Raw genomic sequence first — 18,105 nt, 5'->3', positions numbered from 1 at the left:
AACATTGTTTTTCATGAAACAAAAGAGGGGCTGAATCGTCAGCCCCAAAGAAGGAATAACACATGATTGCTGTCATTTTGTCTGGTCATGGAGGGTTTGCTTCCGGCATTACGCAAGCCATTCTTCAAATCATTGGTGACCAACCACAATTTAAATCTATCGACTTTCCAGAAGAAGCCACCACACCTCAGCTTGATGAGGCGATGCGCAAAGCCATTGAAGATATTGACTCGGGTGACGGTATCGTTTTTCTGACCGATCTTCTCGGTGGCACCCCATTTCGCACGGCTTCTCTAATCAGCCAAGAACGCAGTGACATAGAGGTGGTCACAGGCACGAATTTACAGATGGTAGCGGAAATGCTGCTCGATCGAGATGAGCTAAAACTTACGGATTTCCGAGACCAAGCTTTGGAATGCGCTCATCGAGGAATCACATCCCTCGCCGCAGAAATAGCGCCAAAAGCCAACCAACCTACGGCGGTAGAAGACGATGGGATCTAGGCAAACTAATCAAGATTCAAACAGCCAACACTCAAAGCCGCGCCATGTTCAAATAATCTATCGTGCCAAACGGATCTTACAGGGTAATCAGTGGCTAAATGACGCCGTTATCAGCGTAGACGAGCATGGAAACATCAGTACGATTGCACCATTCGATACTTCCTGCCACACATCGGCAGTCGATCTTGGTGAAGTAAGCCTGTTACCGGGGCTGATTGATACCCATGTACATGGTGCAAAAGGGTGTGACGTGATGGACGCTAAACACAGTAGCTTAAATACCATGTCTCAATTCTTTGCAACACAAGGCGTAACAGCGTTTGTCGCGACAACAGTAACCGCACCAGTCGCGAAAATTCGGGCGGCATTAGCGCAAGTCGCGCAAAGTAAAAAGCAAGGGGTAGACGGCGCAGAAATTCTCGGTGCTTATCTAGAAGGTCCTTACTTCACCGCAAAACATAAAGGCGCGCACCCAACACAATGGTTTAGAGAGCTCTCCGTCGAAGAGATCGACGATTGGATTTCTTACAGCGATAACCAACTCATAAGCTTTGCATTAGCGCCAGAAAAGGTAGGCGCAATCGAGGCGATCCAATATCTGCGTACGCAAGGGATAAAAGTCATGCTTGGTCATACCGATGCCAGTTTTGACCAAGTGCAACAGGCGCTCAATGCAGGGGCGAACGGGATTGTCCATTGCTATAACGGTATGCGAGGGCTGCATCATCGTGATCCAGGGGTGGTTGGAGCCGGTCTCATCCACCCAGACTGTTACGTCGAGATGATCGCTGACGGCCATCATGTTCACCCTGCCGCTATTGATGTGGCACACCGTTGTTGCTCGTCTCGCTTAACCTTAATCACCGATGCAATGTGTGCTGCTGGTATGCCAGACGGAGAGTACACATTGGGAGAATACACCGTAACGGTGAAAGACGGTGTGGTGAAAACCGATGCTGGTAGCTTGGCAGGCAGCACTCTCTCGCTTAATAACGCGGTGTACAACATTCAGCAGTGGCTCGACTTACCGCTCGAACAAGCATGGCTAATGGCATCACTTACGCCCGCTCAATCGCTTGGTATTCAAGATCAATTCGGCACTTTGGAAGTTGGCAAACGCGCTTCCATGGTGGCAATAAATTCAAATTTTTCCATTACTCACACTTGGGTTCACGGGCGTCTCGTATTCAACTCGGTTTCAACGCCCAATCAGGAGGCTTTATGTATCTAATTTCTTCTCGTGAAATGCTTAAACGCGCACAACATGGTGGCTACGCGGTTCCCGCATTCAACATTCATAATCTCGAAACCGTACAAGTGATCGTAGAAGCCGCTTCTGAAATGGGGTCACCCGTTATACTGGCAGGCACTCCGGGCACCTATGATTACGCCGGCACCGATTACCTTGTCAGTATTTGTAAAGAAGCTGCCCACAAGTATTCAATGCCGTTAGTCATGCACTTAGATCACCATGAAGATCAAAAAGATATCCGCAGTAAGGTTGAACAAGGTATTCGCTCGGTCATGATTGACGGCTCTCACTTCGTATTTGAGCAGAATATCGATATCGTGCGGTCTATCGTGCAATTCTGTAACCGCTATGATGCCAGCATAGAAGCGGAACTCGGGCGACTTGGTGGCCAGGAAGACGACTTAATCGTAGACAGCGCAGACGCCCTCATGACAGACCCAGCCTCGGCAGCAGAATTTGTTCGCCGAACGGGGATAGATTCGCTGGCTGTTGCCATTGGCACAGCTCATGGATTATACAAAGCCGAACCGAAACTCGACTTTGATCGGTTAGAGAAAATTCGCGCGGAAGTGGACATTCCCTTGGTTCTTCACGGGGCTTCGGGTGTACCAGATGACGTCGTTAAGCGCTGTATTGATTTGGGGGTGTGCAAAGTGAACGTAGCGACCGAATTGAAGATCGCATTCTCTGATGCGGTTAAGCAGCACTTTGCTGACAACCCTAGCGCAAACGACCCACGCAAATACATTACACCGGGTAAAGCAGCAATGAAGCAAGTCGTGATAGAGAAAATTCGCATGTGCGGCAGCGAAGGAAAGATCTAGCGATCTCTTTACCCTATCAACCAAGCAGCCATCGTTTTTTATAACACCACCCCCCATTAGGTGTTTTTCTAGGGGACTGAACCCTCGGTCCCCTATTTTTTGAATGATACTGACCCCCTCCCATTCCGAGACAACGCTACCAATTCGCCTACCTCACTTAAGAACGATACATAAATATATGAGTTCATATTCTCAAAAGCATCACGGGTATCTTGTGGTTCTGCCACTTTACTTTCATATGTTCTTAACACCAATGCAGTAACTCACCACTATGCTGTGCCCGTAAACCTATGCACACAAATCCATACACAAAAAATCATTAAAGGAAACAAACAGATGCCTATCAGATATTGGCTCATGCTTGTCGCAGTGCTTGCCTTAACAGCGTGTAAAGACAATAAAGAAATGTTCTTCGATTACGGTTCAGAATGGCGTTACATGGACAGCGGTGTTGAACCATCACCTGAGTGGAACCAGCCAAGTTACGACGATTCGGGCTGGAAGCAAGGCAAAGGCATCTTTTCTTATGGCTACGACCACCCTATTGACGGTAATACTGCGCTTACCAACTACAAAACAATGAGCTTTCCTGAGGCGATGCCTAGTGCTTATTATTTTCGAAAAACCATTAAGGTAAACAACCTTTTAATACTGAAAGATGTGTACCTAAAAATGCGTGTTGATGATGCTGCCGTTATTTGGGTTAACGGTGTTGAAATCGCACGATCACCTTTATTGAAACGCGATCAAGCGCTGACCAATACGACCGCTCCAATGAAGTATTCAAAATACGCTGAAGACGCTGAAAACACCTTTGTTCTGCCTTCAGGCGCATTCGTAAAAGGCGAGAATATTATTGCTGTCGCGGTTTTCAATCAGGTCAACCATTCCACTAATGATGTCCAGTTCAATGCATCGTTAAATAAAGAACTTAACTACCAAGGGGAACCAGACGGTCCTTACGTTACCCAACTTCCCAATGGCTCGATACAAATCGAGGCTGTCAGTCAATCAGGGCTAACCAATCGTATCTATTATCAAGTGCCGGAAGAAGGGATTAAGGTAGACTTGCCCGGAGAATTAGGCAGTTTTAACGTGCAGCTTCAAGAAGGCGTGACACCACCAACTTACCAATATGACAAGCCCACTCAGTTTTTTGTGACTTCCGATTTCGAAGGCAACATAGAAGCACTCGTTTACATGCTAGTTCAAGCTGGAATCATGGACGAGGAATACAACTGGACCTATGGCTCTGGGCATTTGTATCACTTAGGTGATCTGTTCGACCGAGGTGAGTACGTGACTGAAAGTTTGTGGCTTTTCTATCACCTTGAAAACCAAGCGCAACGTGTTGGTGGTGACGTGCATTTCATTTTGGGTAACCACGACCTGATGAACTTTTATGGCGATTTTCGCTATGTTCACCCCCGCTATTTTGAAAATGCCAGTTTGATGGGCAAAACATTTTTAGAACTTCACGCAAAAGATACAGTACTTGGCCAATGGCTGCGTTCCAAAAACATCATGGAAATCGCAGGTGATACGCTGTTTGTTCACGCTGGGTTTAATAACGATCTTATCTCTGCGTTAAAAAACAAGACCCTGTTGTTAAAAGACATCAATGCCTATGGGCGTGAACACATGGATGCCGGCTACATCCGCTATGATGATCAAGGCAAGCTGATTAAAGATGCGTATTACTTACCTTCACGACTCTACTGGGATCGTTCCGTCCCACGAGAGCAGCTATCGCAGGTTCAGCTAGAACAAGGGCTTGCCGAATTTGGGGCTCAAGAGGTCATCATTGGGCATACTGTTTTTGAAAAGCCTTCCTACTTATATAACTACCATGTCATCGCTGCAGATGTGGATCATCAAACCAATTACAACTTGGAAGGAAGAGTTCAAGGCTTGGAATACGTGAATGGGAGTTACAACCATTTCATTGCAGATAAAGCATCTGGTATTACACGCCAGCCTGTGGAGCTTTTAGCACCGCGTTAACGCTTTTTTCCGTACTCTATTTTGCTTTAGGCAAGTGCCTTTTCAGGCAAACGTCTTTTCGATACTGCCCCCTCTTCACACGAGGGGGCTGTATCATATCAAGAATTACTTCCAAAGATCTCTGAGCGTATCTTCCAGCCTGAGCCACTGAGATTGCTCGCGAGGTAATCCAAATCGTAAGGCATCGCCTTCATCGCATAATCTGACTAGGATCCCTTTTTGCGCAAGCTGTGTATGCCGCTTTTTTGCTTCTTCGCATTTCACCGTGTGGAACAGGGTTTGCCCTTCCACCTCGTGGAAAAATGCGTTGAGTAACGTGTGCATTTTTTTTCCATCTTTCATCAGCTGTTTGCGGTTATTCTGCTGCCATTGCTGGTCGATTAAAGCTTGCTTCGCGACGTAGCGCGCAGGACCAGAAACAGCCCAAGGACCTAGCTTACGCTGAACCTTTTTGAGCCAATCGGCGGATGCGAACAAAAAGCCCAGCCGCATTCCTGCCAACCCAAAAAACTTCCCTACTGAGCGAAAAACAAAGAGGTTGCTTGGAACACCTTGTGGGTAGTATGGCAAAACAGACTCATTAGGCGTCATATCCATAAACGCTTCATCGACCACTAAACAGCCGTGTTCTGGCAGAGCAGACAACCACGATTGAATAACGCTTGGTGCGACCTTTACCCCTTGCGGATTGTTTGGGTTGATCACAAGAAGAACATCGCAATTGGCAATGGATTGCTCGTTTGGCTTGCCATCGTAAAAATGCAGTTTCGCGAGCCCATTTTCCGTACATTGCTGCCACGCGTGTTGATGCTCCTTGTAACCCACTTTGGGTAACAAAACTCGAAGTGGTTTAGCACTAGGCTGTTTCGTTGACAATGAAGAAGCCTTCGCTAACGAGCGGTGCTTACACAACAGAGAGGGCAATAGCTGAATACCCGCTTGGCTACCCGAAATAGGCAAAAGCTGGGGTGATTGGTAATACTGCTGCGCAGCTTCGATCAACCCATCTTCGTCCTCTGGTAAGCGATTCCACACGTTGGTAGGTATATCGCTTACTGGGTAAGTGTATGGGCTCACACCAGTGGACAGGTCCAGCCAATCTTCGACAGGAATGCCAAAGCGAGTAGAAAATTCAAATAGTTTACCACCATGATGAATCATAAGTTGGCTCCTGAAAGTACCGCGTTCCAATCCAGCATCGCGAGAGCGAGCACAATAAGCACGCTACACCACAGCAGGCTAGTTCGAACAATCAATCTACAAGCTCTTGGGATGTCTTCTGGCTTCGCGAGATCCCCAGAACCCATGTAAATTTTGTCGTGCATTTTACCGTGATACATCGCAGGGCCTCCAATTTTGATATTAAGCGCACCCGCGCCCGACGTCATAACCGGTCCGCCATTGGGGCTAGAGCAGGATTTGGCTTGCGCTTTCCAGCATTTCATTGCGTTCTTGGTATTACCCAAGATCGCATAACTGTATGCAGTGGCTTTTGCTGGTAAATACCCCATAAAATCATCCGCTTTGGCCGCAAAGAAACCAAAGCTGTTAAAGCGAGGGCTTTTATAACCCCACATTGCATCTAATGTATTGGCTAATCTAAATAAAATAGCCCCCGGAGCACCTAGTAATATGAACCAGAAAAGCGTACCAAAAACCGCATCATTACCATTTTCTAGCACCGATTCTATGGCTGCAGATGTGATTTGATACTCGGACATCTGCTCGGTTTCTCGGCTGACAATCCAACCAACTTTCTCTCTCGCTTCACCAAGATCCCCTGCCTGCAACGGCTGATGAATCCAACCTGCATGATCAAGCAAACTTTTCTGACCAATACAAACGTAAAGAATCGCCACATCAAGGCACACATTCCAAACAAAAGAAACGTTACCTACCAAAGACACGCCCCAAAACAGACCGCCAACAATGGGAAAAACAGCCAGCAACCACGCCGCTATTCCTTGGATTTGGCTTATTAACGTATCTCTCGTTGCTGGAGTATTTAACTTTTCTTCAACCCAATAAACAATGTTGCCAAAGCCTATTAGTGGATGCCATTTTTTAGGTTCGCCGAACAAGGTATCGAGCAGTAATGCGCCACATACCGCTATAGCAGGAGCAAATACACTGTGTAACCACCAATCCATTAAGAAGCCTTTTTCCTTGATTCCAACTCGCCAACAATAATGTCGCCATTTTTCGGTAGCGCGAGCCCAACGTCGCCTATGTACATTTTTTGCCAAGAACGAATCCACTCTCCATGCCCAATCACAATCACGGGTTGATCGGATTTTTGACGAGTCACAGTAGCAATAAACTCTCGTATTCTTAAGTGGTAACACTCTAGAGTTTCTGGCATTTTTTTGTTTTTTTGAGCTAATTCAGCCCCTAGTGGCTTGCCTTCTAATTCTCCAAAGCCCCTTTCTCTCAATCTTTTATCCACCACAAGGTATCCTCCCAAATCATTGGCAAGTATTCTGGCGGATGATAAAGAACGACCTAGATCACTGGTATAGATAGGAAATGGGGTGCTAGATTGATATTTAACGATTTTTTTTGCCGAGCGGTGAATCTGCCCAATGCCATTCTTAGTCAAACGACTGTCGCGCCAACCTTGCAGAACGCCCGAACGATTCCACTCTGTTTCACCATGACGAATTAGCACGATGAGACGTGTAAATTGCATATAAGAAAAAGCCTTAAAACAAAGAGATAGAAGGATTTACAGTGTAAAATTTCGAGTGCTTAATGGGGTTCATTCTGGCTGAATTTGGTATTTCTGATAAAACTGACGCAAACCCCGCTGGGTAAACTCAATCGCTCTTGAGTCCATATCACGCAATGCCCATTGCTTTGATAACGCATCATCCAATATCCACTGCCCTAACCGCCCTGCAAGGTGGCTGCGCCTTTCACTCCAATCTAGACAAGCTTTGCACAGAGGACGTTTGCTTTGGTTTTGTTCAGACACATCAAACCCGATGGTACGGAAATAGTCCACGCCTTTACCTGTAAGCGTTGCATCGTCTACATCACCACAGACCCAACCTTGTGCCACCAAATGATCAAACAATTCAACCCCTAACTCTCCTGCTAAGTGGTCGTAACATACCCGCGATCTCCGAAGCCTTTCATTTTCAGGACCCGTTTTAACGCTATTCGAAGACAGTGAAACCGTAATATTCAGTAAGCTTTCTAAAAGCTCAGCAATATTTTGATTTTTAAGCTGAAAATACTTATGACGCCCTTGCTTTCGAACCATAAGCAGTTCGCCCTCCACCAGCTTGAGTAAATGGCTGCTCGCCGTTTGCGCGGTGATCTCGGCTTCCATTGCAAGCTCGGTTGCAGTAAGGGCTTTTCCTCCCATCAATGCCATTAGCATTCTAGAGCGGGCTTGATCGCCAATTAACCCTGCCACATAGGCAATGTCTGGTTCCATGAAAATGAGTCCTTTAGTTCGATGCTCATCGAAGCGTGCGTTTTTTTAAGCTCGTAGACTGTAGCAAAAGTAGTAAGGAGACAACAACCATGACCATCACTTGTTTTATTGAATACCGAATTGACCCATTCAAAGTGAGCCTTTTTGAACAGTACGCTGAAAATTGGAGCAAAATCATTCCAGAATGTGGCGGCGATTTATTAGGGTATTTTGTGCCACATGAGGGCACCAATTATTGTGCCTACGGGCTCATTAGCTTTCCATCTTTAACTGAGTATGAGTTGTACAGAAAAAGGCTGAAAGAGTCGGAGACTGGACAATCAAATTTTTCTTTTGCCAAGGATCAACGCTTTATCATTGAAGAAAAAAGAACGTTTCTTAAAGTTGTTTCTTCCACCTACAAACAGGCTCCTCGCTCTTTGGAGAACCTTGCATGATCGCCGTGATATTTGAAGTTGAACCAAAGGCGTCGGGTAAAGAAGAGTATTTTGATGTCGCTGGTCAGTTAAAAAAGGACCTAGCTCAAATTGAAGGGTTTATCTCCGTAGAGCGTTTTCAAAGCCTGGTTACACCCAATAAATTTTTGTCGCTTTCGTTTTGGCAGGATGAAGCCGCCGTAAAACGTTGGCGCACATTGGCAACACACCGCTTAGCGCAGGATAAAGGCAGAAAAGAGTTGTTTGCTCAATACCGCCTCAGAGTCGCACAGGTGGTCAGAGATTACGGGCTGGAAGAACGGGCGCAAGTGCCATTGGACTAGGGATTGTTGACCTTCGCGGTTAAAATTCGTTCGAGCTCTATCTTTCGTTTCAAAAAGAGTTTCTTGAGTATCATTGTTTGAGGTTTATTATTGAGTTACGAAATCAATAAGATCAAATCCTCTATGAACCGGTTAGCACACCTCAATGGAATTCGAGCTTTTGAAGCATCGGCTCGCCACCTTAGCTTCTCGCAAGCGGCACTTGAACTAAACGTAACGCCTGCTGCTATTGGGCAGCAGGTAAAGCTACTTGAAGAGTGGCTGGGCGTGCCGTTATTTGTTCGTTCCAATTCAGGTCAATCTCGACTCCAATTGACCGAAGAAGCCAAGCTGGCGTACCCAGAAATTCAGCAAGGGTTTAGCAGTATCTTAAGTGGATTGGGCAAGTTGAACAGTAGCGTGTTTGATAACAGTTTGCGTGTTGCTGTCAGCCCTTCAATTGCCTCTAAATGGCTTTTACCAAGAATATCGGACTTCCAAACCCAGTACCCCGATTACGACCTAAGAGTAGAAACACACATAAAACCTGTCGACTACACCCGTGAAGGGATAGATGTCGGGATACGTTATGGACGCGGTCAATGGGAAGGGCTTCAAAGCCAAAAACTCATGGATGAGGAAATCTTCCCAGTCTGTTCACCTGAATTTTCGGATAAGTATGGCCTTACAGAGAGACACGCTATTAAATGGGAAAATTTACCGCTTTTGCATGATCTTTCCGTGCCTAGCGGTCAAGGTTACCCGTGTTGGGAAGAGTGGTTTAAAAAAGCGAATACGCCAATGAGCAGTCCCACCAAGGGTTTAAAAATAAACAGCTTTTCGGAAGTAATCGAAGCTGCTATTCGCGGTCAGGGGATCGCATTAGGCAGAGAAGCTTTGGTTGCCCAAGACTTAAAAAGTGGCAAACTCATTCGCCCTTTCGGCACGGAGAGCTATTGCTCTTCCTACAGTTACTTCATCGTTTCACCACTCAAAGAATGCAATAAGAACAAATCCAAAGACTTTCACCAGTGGTTAGGGTCTCAAATTTAAAAGCTGGCATAAAGCCAGCTTACTGTCTTATCCCGCTAAACTTGGTCGCTTAGCCATTTTTTCTCGCCATACCAACAAGTTATTGAAATCAGCAGGGATTGCTACTTGTGCAAAATCAGCAAACGCCAAACCATAAAACAAGGTAATGTCCGCCATGGAGAACTCCTTACCTGCCACATATGGGGTATGTAAAAGAACGCTGTCAAAATAACGCATGCCTTCGATCGCGACTTCTCTTTGCCTCTCCCCCCACTCTGGACATGGATTGATTTCCAGCTCTGGACCAAGGCCATCTGTTCCGTGATGAAACCAGTTACCCACAGCATCAATGACCATCGATTCCGCACGACGCTGCATCATATGAATTTTCCCACGCTCTAGTGCACTGACTCCGGTAAGGTTTGTTCCCTCAAAATAACTGTCAATGTACTCCGTAATTGCGGTAGATTCAGACAAGAATTCACCTTCCGCGGTTTGCATTACGGGCACGGTTCCCAATGGGTTCTTAGCGTAGAAGCTTTTGGTTCTATGCTCTTTTTTCATGACGTCCACTTCGACAAATTTCACATTCGACAGCGCCTGTTTTTCAGCCAATGCTGCTCGAATTCGTGCCGGATTTGGAAAACCTGTTGTTTCGTAAACGGTAATTGTATTTTCTCTAGACATAATGATCCCTCACAGATCGATGTGATAGTTATTGGTTGTGTTACATTAATGAAATGGGAATGAGAGCGTATTAACGCCTGACAAAACCTTTGCCAATTTTTCGGTATAAGGTCGCGCCATTATCTGAGCGCAGAATTAAGTGGCTGTGTGGTTTGAATCTCGCCCAAGAGTGTGCGGTAAAGGTTTTGTCATTGATTTGAAGATCGCCGTCCAATACAAAGTACTCAGCAACCTCTTCAAAAGTTTCTTCAACGTAGTGACTGCCCGCAGACAAACGAATTAACTGGGTGTCTTCATACTCCGATTTCCACAGTTGCAGTGATGCAATACCATTCGCATTAACCTGCCAATCTGCGGTATTGGTGTCTAAAACGAACGACTGTTGATTTTCTGAGTCTGGCATTTGTGCCAGCTTCACAAAGATTTCGCATCCTTCTTTCGAATGCGGTCGATGGATTGAGCTTACGGGGTTTCGAACGTAAACACCTTTTGGATAGTCGCCGTTTTCATCAGAAAAAACGCCACTTAAGGTAATAAATTCCTCTCCACCAGCATGAACGTGTGATTCGAAATAACTTTCTGGCTGATACCGAACAACAGAAGTCGCTCTGCGAACCACTTCTCCCCCAAGTCTTTCAAACATAATTCGCTCTACGCCAACCATAGGCGTTGCAGAATACGTTTGTTCTTCTGCCGCTACACGGACGGTTTCGTCAAATTCCACATTAAATTCTAAATGAGGTTGAGCAGCGGTTTCAGGTCTATTTTTCATCTTTCTGCCTTCCGTTAATTTATGTATTCAATATAAGGAATGAGCGCAAAAGTGACGAACCATTAATTCTTCACAGCCAGTATAGATTTTCTTTACCGCTATTTATTCTCTTCTGCGTGTTTGCGAAGCCACGCTAAAAATTGAACCACTTTCTTAGGGACATTTTCACGAACATTGACCGCATAATATTGTTGTTTGCACACCACACCACTATCGCCAAAAGGCGCTATCAAGGCTCCATTTGTGAGGAGATCATTAACCAAGTGTTTCCTGCCCATCGCGACACCGGAGTGATTAACCGCTGCTAACATCGCAAGATCGGAGCGATCAAAAGACATCCCCGTATTTCCACTGTTATTCAGTTCGACACCTTTGGCGCTCGCCCATTCGTCCCACTCACTTCTACCCGAATCGGTATCCCACGCTTGATCGTCATGGAGCAGCGTGACTTGGTCCAAGTGCTGGGGCTTTTCGGACAAATCGTATTGTTCCGCGTATTGTGGTGAACACACAGGAAAAACGGATTCAGGCATGATCTCTGTACACTGAAGTGACGTAGGTTTTTTGTCGTCAAAATAGATGGCGACGTCAATACCATACCCTTGGAGCTGGATATTTTCGTTCCCAGTGAGAAGCTTTAATTCAATAAAAGGAAATTGTTGCTTGAAGTCTGCCAGCCTCGGAACAAGCCAGCACTGAGCAAAAGATGGACGCGAATACACTGTTAACGTGCCAGATACATCGCCGTTTTTTATGTCTAAGACATCTTGATTTAAGGCAAACAGAGTTTTGCGCACTGATTGGTACATGCGCTCTCCTTCGTCTGTTAAAGACACTTTTCGGCTGGCTCGATGAAACAGCGTGATACCTAGCTCGTCTTCGAGTTTAGACATCTTATGTGATACAGCACTTGGTGTGATGGAGAGTTCTTCGGCTGCTAAAGAAAACGAACAGTGCCTCGCCGCGGCTTCAAATGTATGCAGTTTAGATAGCTGCATACTGCTGAGGGTTTGTTGTTTTGAGAATCGATCCTGCTTGGTGTACACGCATCTCTCCATGAATCTTCGGTTGCTGAATCATGAAGCTAGCACAAGTCGAGTCATGATGGGATCACCGCTTATGAATTTGCACCTTACACCTAACTGTGTACATGGGTCTCGATGCATCGTGATGTTAAGAGCGAGAGGGTAAGCACATGAAAGAAAAATTTCTTGGAGACTTTAGGTCACAAAGAACATCATTAACAGGTTGTAAAAAGTCAGACTAATGAATAAGGCAAAAAAAGATTTCCATGCCGACACACCGTTCACCTCTCCAATCCATCGATGAAAAGCTAAAATGGACAGATACATCCCATAGATGGCAAAGATGGAAATCCAAAACTTCGCACTTTCAATGCCACCTGAAATATTTGCTTTGAGCTTACTAGCATCCTCAATTACCGTTAAAAGTGCTAGGCAAAGCATCATCAATCCGTAAGCGTAAAACGTTAGAATCATTGTTGAGCGTAAGTTAAGCCTGCGCTTTTCTAGTGCGCAAAGAATGAGGTAGTGCAAGAAAGCAACTATGGCAATACAAGCGACAAAAACCACCACAATAGATTCTTGTTCAATAAAGCTCAGTGACTGCTCGTCTTTGAGTAAAATTGGTGGAATCACAAAAACGAGCACAATAGATTCAGCAAAGTAAATTACAGCACGTTTAATGCCTGAAGTGGAATCTTCAATGCAATCGGCAAAGGTATGAGGGTGGCGAAACATTTTAAATGTCGCCGAAAATATCACTAGATACTTGGTAAAAAGAACGCTAAGAAGCTCGAAAAACTCCCTTCGATTTTCGCCATTCCCCATAATGTGCCTGCTAATGAATGTTAGGATACTGTCTGTTTCACTCTCTTACTGTTTAACATCCATCGAACCGCACACCAAGTCTCTCAAAAAACAAATGCTTATGATTTCATATTTGCGACATCTTCAACGGGCGGCTTTCGGGCAATCATAAACATTGAATCACCACCGGGTTGCCATTCGTATTCAATTTGAAAGCCCGCTTTAAGCAGTTTTTCGGTTAACGCGTCTTTCGTCAGCCGGTTCACGTAAGGAGCAAGATTGAGCGTTTGCATCAATGGTATAAGCAGTCGCCATGCAATATTAAGTTGCCCAATAAGCGCCGTACTTGAAACGAAAATACCATTGGGTTTCAACAGTTCGAATACTTGAGAAAGCACGGAATCGATATCCTCCATTAAGTGAAGAACGTTCAATCCGAGCACTGCATCAAAGCTTTGCTTAGCCAAGTTAAGTTGGTCAAACGTCCCCTCTTTGAACTCTATATTGCTAACCCCTTCTTGTTCCGCTTTGGATTTGGCAATGTCTAACATATTCGAGGAAATATCGATGGCGACAATGCTATTTACATAAGGAGAATGGCTGATTGCCGTTGTGCCCGTGCCACAGCCAAACTCCAGAATGTTCCCGTCTTGTGCAAAATAGCGTCGTGTTACGTCCAACTTCTTCTGGTAAACCGCTTCATCTCTTACCGGTCTTTTGGCGTATTTGGGTGCACTTTTGTTCCAAAAATCTTTGGCATCTTTCACTTTTATTACCCCTATAGAGCCCGCATGGCATGGTGAACTTCTACTCTATTCGAATTCGATACGCCTGAGTTGAACTGGATTCACACATACGTGATTATTAATCATTTGTTATTTATGTAAGACAAATATTTAATAAACCCAATAACTCAAGATCAAAGTAAGCTCAAAAAAGTACCGATCACTTAGCACACGGAGTACAAAAAGGAATGACTGCCCCTAAATTATCCGAACTCATTCAGCAGTTTCCATTGGTTAAAAAACTGATATCGCTCGAAGAAGTCTGCTGGTTTAACCCTAAGTCCACCAACTTAGATACAGGGCTGCCTTATGTAGGCTTAGGTTCTAAAGACATTCAGTTAGCCAGCGATAGGTTAGGAAGGCTTGCCTCTTACATTAACGAGGTGTTTCCTGAAACGAAAATCAACCAAGGCATGATTGAATCGGAATTGGTCGAGATTCCACACATGCATAAAAAATTAGAGCAGCTCTACGACACAAAAATAGCTGGGAGATTAATGCTGAAAAAAGACAGTCATCTTCCCATTTCGGGCTCTATCAAAGCACGAGGTGGAATTTATGAAGTACTGACTCATGCTGAAAAGTTAGCGATAGAAGCAGGGCTACTCAAGGAAAGTGATGATTACCGTATCATCAACTCAGACACATTCAGAACATTCTTCAGCCAATACAAAATAGCGGTGGGGTCGACAGGAAACCTTGGCTTATCTATTGGTATTATGAGCGCCAAACTCGGGTTTTCGGTGTCGGTTCATATGTCTTCCGATGCGCGTCAGTGGAAAAAAGACAAGCTTCGCAGCCATGGCGTAAACGTAGTGGAATACCAACAAGATTACGGAGTGGCTGTCGAGCAAGGTCGGAAAGAGGCTGAAAAAGATCCTCATTGCTTCTTTATCGATGATGAAAATTCACAAACCCTTTTCTTAGGGTATTCCGTTGCAGGGGAAAGACTAAAGCAGCAACTAGAAAAACAAAATATCACCGTAGATGAAAAGCATCCTCTGTTTGTGTATTTACCGTGTGGAGTGGGCGGCGGACCAGGTGGGGTCGCATTCGGTTTAAAAATGGCATTCGGAGACCACGTTCACTGTGTTTTTGCTGAGCCGACGCATTCGCCTTGTATGTTGCTTGGCGTACATACGAGTTTGCACGACCAAATATGCGTACAAGATATAGGGATAGATAACATAACTGCCGCCGACGGTTTAGCGGTAGGCAGGGCCTCTGGATTTGTTGGAAAGGCGATGGAACGCTTGCTAGATGGGTTTTATACCCTATCGGATGAGCATATGTATCGCTTACTTCGAGAGCTTTGGTTAACGGAAGATATTCAGTTAGAACCATCCGCTTTGGCTGGCATGGCAGGTCCATTTCATGTTTGCACACACCAAGACTACTTAGACAAGTTCGGCATCGATAACAACAAATTGAACAACGCCACTCACATAGTCTGGGCAACTGGCGGCGGTATGGTGCCGAAGGAAGAAATGGCCAGGTATACGAATCACCCATGATAAAATTCAATTATTCAGCAATGATACGTGAAACAAAAATCGAGCTCGTAAGCTCGATTTTTTAACTTAAAACTTTATTGAACCACGCCCCGTTTGCTCATCACGAGGGGATGGGCTTGGTTTCTTCTCGGGTTGTTCTTTCTTAGCCTTTTTCTTGGCCGCACTGTTTTTATTGCTAGAGCCTGACTTTTTATTACCTGAAGCTGTTTTTTTATTTTTGGAAGGGCTCGCCAAACGGCTTTCTTGTTTAACGGGTTTCGCTTCTTTGGGTTCTGGTTCTGATACTGGCGCATCACAAATGACTACGTAATATTCCTGATTAAATTCAATCACGTCGCCGTCGTAAAGCTTTCGGCGCTTTCGAGTTTCTAACTCACCGTTTACTGCCACATAGCCTTCTGAGATGGCATATTTCGCTTCGCCGCCGCCACTCACCACATTAGCAATTTTTAATACCTTATAGAGCTCTATTGGCTGAGATGCGACCTCAACCCCTAGCGCTTCTACTTCAATCTCTTCACTCATTAACAAATCTCACTAGAATTGACGCGACATTATAACGGATTTTAATGCGCTGAGGGATCTATCCCCGCATTACTCTACAAAGGCTTAATGGCACCCTGAACACTTATGCTCTAAGAGGGTTAATATATCTTGAGTCTTAGACCATAAATGATTCGGGTTTTCTGCCGTAAGTTCTTGTTTTGAACCGTAGCCCCAAAGAACACCTGCACTGGAGAGTCCATTTTTATGGGCAGCGGTTAAATCTACAGCTCGGTCTCCGACCATAAGAGAACGTGATGTAATAATCCCGTTGTTTTTCAACGACTCCAATTGTTGCCACTTCTCGATACCTACATCACCACCATCAACGAACGCAAAGAGATCTCGAAGACCATGCATTTCTAGAATTTGGCTCGCGTAATCTGCTCGTTTAGATGTACAAAGACCGAGTGTAAATTGTTGTGATTGATGGAGGGTTTTAAGCGTTTGGGCAATGCCAGTATACAGAGTGTTTTCTTTATATCCGATTTCAGAATAACGTTCGCGGTATTTGTCGACGAGAGATTGTATGAGTTTGGGGTCGTTTTGCTTGGTGATATCGTAAAATGTGAGGTCTAACGGGGGGCCGATGTAATTGAGTAAATGCTGCTCTGGGTAACTGGGGAAGTTGTGTGCTTGCAGCGAGTAATTTATGGACCGTATGAAGCCTTGCCGGGGTTCGATGAGCGTGCCGTCCAAATCAAAAATTATGGTTTGATAGTCCAATATTCCCTCCTTGCTGTCCAAATTTTAAGTGTTAACAGTACTGCTTTTGATAGCCCGCAAATAGTAACCAAATTGTTAAAAAAACACCATAAAAAATTGATATAGAGTGAGTAAAATCTTAATAATGCCATTAACTTGGGTTGTGTTAGTCTTCACTCCCATTTACAGTGAACATTAGCGTGTTCTTATAGCAAGCAAGGAAGTTGTAATGATAAGCATGGAATTTCTTCTCACATCCCTAATTGTCGTTTTAATACCTGGGACGGGTGTGATATTCACAATTTCCGTTGGGCTATTTCAAGGTCGACGTGCCAGTATGGCAGCTGCCTTCGGCTGTACTTTAGGTATTATTCCAGCACTTATGGCGTGTGTATTGGGTTTGAGTGCCATATTACACACCAGCGCATTAGCGTTTCAGGTCATTAAGTACGCAGGCGCCGCGTATCTGCTTTATCTCGCTTGGGGAATGTGGCGCGCCAGTAACGAAGGGAAAATGGCATTTTCTAATACAGAGAATACATCGTTTAAAAAAGTCGCCATTCAAGCTTTTCTTCTCAATATATTGAATCCCAAGCTATCGTTGTTCTTTTTGGCTTTCCTTCCACAATTCGTCCCTAGCAATACCGAAGCAACGCTTTCAAGTATGTTGGCATTAGGCGGAGTATTCATGTTGATGACTTTTGTGGTGTTTGTCGCTTACGGTGTGTTGGCTCATCAAGTAAGCCAATATGTGACTCAATCGAAACGCGCAATTGCGTTGATCCAAAAAGTCTTTTCAGCCAGTTTTGCGGGGCTAGGAGCTAAACTGGCTTTGAGTGACAATTAGCCTCAACTAAGGTGTGTTTTAGCGACCGCTAAGTAGCATTAAAAGGTTTAAATTATCCTGCATTCAGGTTACTTACCTCATCTGGTCTTAAGATACGGAATTCAACTTATCGAGATCTTGTGGGGTCAGTAAAATTTCTAAAATCGGCAATTGGCGCCCTTGCGGTAACGATGGATAAACCCCCACTTGAGTAGCGCCATATTTTTGGTAGAAACCCACTGCATTTGGGTCCGAAACAATGATCAACTTTTCTGCCGATTTCTCCATCATTCGATCAAACACGTCATTCATCATTTGATTGCCAAAGCCTAACCCTAGAAATCGAGGGGAAACAAAACAATCCTCTAACTCGAAGACTTTACCTTCCGATTGGCTAAATGAATATACACAACATAAAAGACCATCTGGGGTCATCCCTTTGTAGAAATGACGGTGCATAAAACACGCCTCTGTAATGGTAAGCCCTGCGCGCCAAAGCTCGATTTGCTCTGGGCTGTATCCCCAAGATGCTTTTGAATCAAAGATCAGGGCATTGATATTTGGAATGTCTTTAAGTTGCGCTTTAACGAAGGCACATCGCGCTGTAGGAGAGTCGGTCATTGATTCAATTACTATTGTTAGCCTCTA

At 44.8% G+C, this 18,105-nt stretch carries 21 protein-coding genes; 9 read left to right on the top strand and 12 right to left on the bottom strand.

Features of this window, described 5'->3' with window-relative positions; all coding sequences use genetic code 11:
* Positions 1 to 62: 62 nt before the first annotated feature.
* The 4 genes from agaF to VPNCDNU1_RS24965 all read left to right on the top strand — a co-directional run bounded on the left by agaF (position 63) and on the right by VPNCDNU1_RS24965 (position 4,583).
* Positions 63 to 503, top strand: coding sequence for a PTS galactosamine/N-acetylgalactosamine transporter subunit IIA (agaF, locus tag VPNCDNU1_RS24980; protein ID WP_104402887.1), 441 nt, complete (start codon positions 63 to 65; stop codon positions 501 to 503).
* Positions 493 to 1,734 carry an N-acetylglucosamine-6-phosphate deacetylase gene (gene nagA / locus VPNCDNU1_RS24975; RefSeq protein ID WP_104402886.1) on the top strand — a complete coding sequence of 414 codons (1,242 nt, stop codon included), beginning with the start codon at positions 493 to 495 and terminating at the stop codon, positions 1,732 to 1,734. Before agaF ends, nagA begins: the two co-directional genes overlap by 11 nt.
* On the top strand, positions 1,725 to 2,579 hold the full coding sequence (locus VPNCDNU1_RS24970) for a tagatose bisphosphate family class II aldolase (protein WP_104402885.1): 855 nt from the start codon (positions 1,725 to 1,727) through the stop codon (positions 2,577 to 2,579). The genes nagA and VPNCDNU1_RS24970 overlap by 10 nt, the downstream gene beginning before the upstream one ends.
* A gap of 336 nt (positions 2,580 to 2,915) precedes the next feature.
* Complete coding sequence (locus VPNCDNU1_RS24965) at positions 2,916 to 4,583, top strand: metallophosphoesterase (RefSeq protein ID WP_104402884.1); 1,668 nt, start codon at positions 2,916 to 2,918, stop codon at positions 4,581 to 4,583.
* A gap of 105 nt (positions 4,584 to 4,688) precedes the next feature.
* Here the strand turns inward: VPNCDNU1_RS24965 and cobD are convergent, their stop codons facing one another.
* The 4 genes from cobD to VPNCDNU1_RS24945 all read right to left on the bottom strand — a co-directional run bounded on the left by cobD (position 4,689) and on the right by VPNCDNU1_RS24945 (position 8,025).
* Positions 4,689 to 5,744 (bottom strand): threonine-phosphate decarboxylase CobD, encoded by a 1,056-nt coding sequence (gene cobD / locus VPNCDNU1_RS24960; protein WP_104402883.1) that lies wholly within the window; start codon positions 5,742 to 5,744, stop codon positions 4,689 to 4,691.
* Positions 5,741 to 6,733, bottom strand: a complete 993-nt coding sequence (gene cbiB, locus VPNCDNU1_RS24955) for an adenosylcobinamide-phosphate synthase CbiB (protein ID WP_104402882.1) — start codon at positions 6,731 to 6,733, stop codon at positions 5,741 to 5,743. The genes cobD and cbiB overlap by 4 nt, the downstream gene beginning before the upstream one ends.
* A complete protein-coding gene (locus tag VPNCDNU1_RS24950) occupies positions 6,733 to 7,272 on the bottom strand; it encodes a histidine phosphatase family protein (RefSeq protein WP_104402881.1) in 540 nt (179 codons plus the stop codon). The genes cbiB and VPNCDNU1_RS24950 overlap by 1 nt, the downstream gene beginning before the upstream one ends.
* A gap of 69 nt (positions 7,273 to 7,341) precedes the next feature.
* Positions 7,342 to 8,025, bottom strand: coding sequence for an ArsR/SmtB family transcription factor (locus VPNCDNU1_RS24945; protein WP_104402880.1), 684 nt, complete (start codon positions 8,023 to 8,025; stop codon positions 7,342 to 7,344).
* A gap of 89 nt (positions 8,026 to 8,114) precedes the next feature.
* Here VPNCDNU1_RS24945 and VPNCDNU1_RS24940 point away from each other — a divergent pair, with 89 nt between their 5' ends.
* From VPNCDNU1_RS24940 to VPNCDNU1_RS24930, 3 genes are all read left to right on the top strand, one after another.
* On the top strand, positions 8,115 to 8,462 hold the full coding sequence (locus VPNCDNU1_RS24940; protein WP_104402879.1) for an NIPSNAP family protein: 348 nt from the start codon (positions 8,115 to 8,117) through the stop codon (positions 8,460 to 8,462).
* Entirely contained in the window at positions 8,459 to 8,785 is a 327-nt protein-coding gene (locus tag VPNCDNU1_RS24935) for an antibiotic biosynthesis monooxygenase family protein (RefSeq protein WP_104402878.1), read from the top strand. Before VPNCDNU1_RS24940 ends, VPNCDNU1_RS24935 begins: the two co-directional genes overlap by 4 nt.
* A gap of 123 nt (positions 8,786 to 8,908) precedes the next feature.
* Complete coding sequence (locus VPNCDNU1_RS24930) at positions 8,909 to 9,817, top strand: LysR substrate-binding domain-containing protein (RefSeq protein WP_104402877.1); 909 nt, start codon at positions 8,909 to 8,911, stop codon at positions 9,815 to 9,817.
* 27 nt (positions 9,818 to 9,844) lie between these two features.
* Here VPNCDNU1_RS24930 and VPNCDNU1_RS24925 read toward each other — a convergent pair whose 3' ends face one another.
* From VPNCDNU1_RS24925 to VPNCDNU1_RS24905, 5 genes are all read right to left on the bottom strand, one after another.
* On the bottom strand, positions 9,845 to 10,483 hold the full coding sequence (locus VPNCDNU1_RS24925; RefSeq protein WP_104402876.1) for a glutathione S-transferase: 639 nt from the start codon (positions 10,481 to 10,483) through the stop codon (positions 9,845 to 9,847).
* A 70-nt stretch (positions 10,484 to 10,553) separates the two neighbouring features.
* Positions 10,554 to 11,255: a cupin domain-containing protein gene (locus VPNCDNU1_RS24920; protein WP_104402875.1), complete on the bottom strand. Its 702-nt coding sequence runs from the start codon at positions 11,253 to 11,255 to the stop codon at positions 10,554 to 10,556.
* A 98-nt stretch (positions 11,256 to 11,353) separates the two neighbouring features.
* Positions 11,354 to 12,301 carry a DNA-binding transcriptional regulator DsdC gene (gene dsdC / locus VPNCDNU1_RS24915; RefSeq protein WP_104402874.1) on the bottom strand — a complete coding sequence of 316 codons (948 nt, stop codon included), beginning with the start codon at positions 12,299 to 12,301 and terminating at the stop codon, positions 11,354 to 11,356.
* Between the two features lie 174 nt (positions 12,302 to 12,475).
* Entirely contained in the window at positions 12,476 to 13,015 is a 540-nt protein-coding gene (locus tag VPNCDNU1_RS24910) for a hypothetical protein (protein ID WP_145959489.1), read from the bottom strand.
* A gap of 188 nt (positions 13,016 to 13,203) precedes the next feature.
* Positions 13,204 to 13,851 carry a class I SAM-dependent methyltransferase gene (locus VPNCDNU1_RS24905; protein ID WP_104402872.1) on the bottom strand — a complete coding sequence of 216 codons (648 nt, stop codon included), beginning with the start codon at positions 13,849 to 13,851 and terminating at the stop codon, positions 13,204 to 13,206.
* 206 nt (positions 13,852 to 14,057) lie between these two features.
* On the opposite strand from VPNCDNU1_RS24905, the gene VPNCDNU1_RS24900 reads away from it, so the two are divergent.
* On the top strand, positions 14,058 to 15,383 hold the full coding sequence (locus VPNCDNU1_RS24900; protein ID WP_104402871.1) for a D-serine ammonia-lyase: 1,326 nt from the start codon (positions 14,058 to 14,060) through the stop codon (positions 15,381 to 15,383).
* 66 nt (positions 15,384 to 15,449) lie between these two features.
* Here the strand turns inward: VPNCDNU1_RS24900 and VPNCDNU1_RS24895 are convergent, their stop codons facing one another.
* Entirely contained in the window at positions 15,450 to 15,908 is a 459-nt protein-coding gene (locus tag VPNCDNU1_RS24895) for an RNA-binding S4 domain-containing protein (protein WP_104402870.1), read from the bottom strand.
* Positions 15,909 to 15,992: 84 nt separating this feature from the next.
* Entirely contained in the window at positions 15,993 to 16,652 is a 660-nt protein-coding gene (locus VPNCDNU1_RS24890) for an HAD family hydrolase (RefSeq protein ID WP_167404889.1), read from the bottom strand.
* Between the two features lie 208 nt (positions 16,653 to 16,860).
* Between VPNCDNU1_RS24890 and VPNCDNU1_RS24885 the strand changes: the two genes are divergently transcribed.
* On the top strand, positions 16,861 to 17,478 hold the full coding sequence (locus tag VPNCDNU1_RS24885; RefSeq protein ID WP_104402868.1) for a LysE family translocator: 618 nt from the start codon (positions 16,861 to 16,863) through the stop codon (positions 17,476 to 17,478).
* An 87-nt stretch (positions 17,479 to 17,565) separates the two neighbouring features.
* Here VPNCDNU1_RS24885 and VPNCDNU1_RS24880 read toward each other — a convergent pair whose 3' ends face one another.
* A complete protein-coding gene (locus VPNCDNU1_RS24880; RefSeq protein ID WP_104402867.1) occupies positions 17,566 to 18,078 on the bottom strand; it encodes a GNAT family N-acetyltransferase in 513 nt (170 codons plus the stop codon).
* Positions 18,079 to 18,105: the final 27 nt, after the last annotated feature.

This window comes from Vibrio penaeicida, from assembly GCF_002933855.1.
GTDB classification, from domain to species: Bacteria; Pseudomonadota; Gammaproteobacteria; order Enterobacterales; family Vibrionaceae; genus Vibrio; species Vibrio penaeicida_A.
The sequence above is the reverse complement of the archived record's forward strand: the minus strand, read 5'-3'. Positions and strand labels throughout refer to the sequence as shown.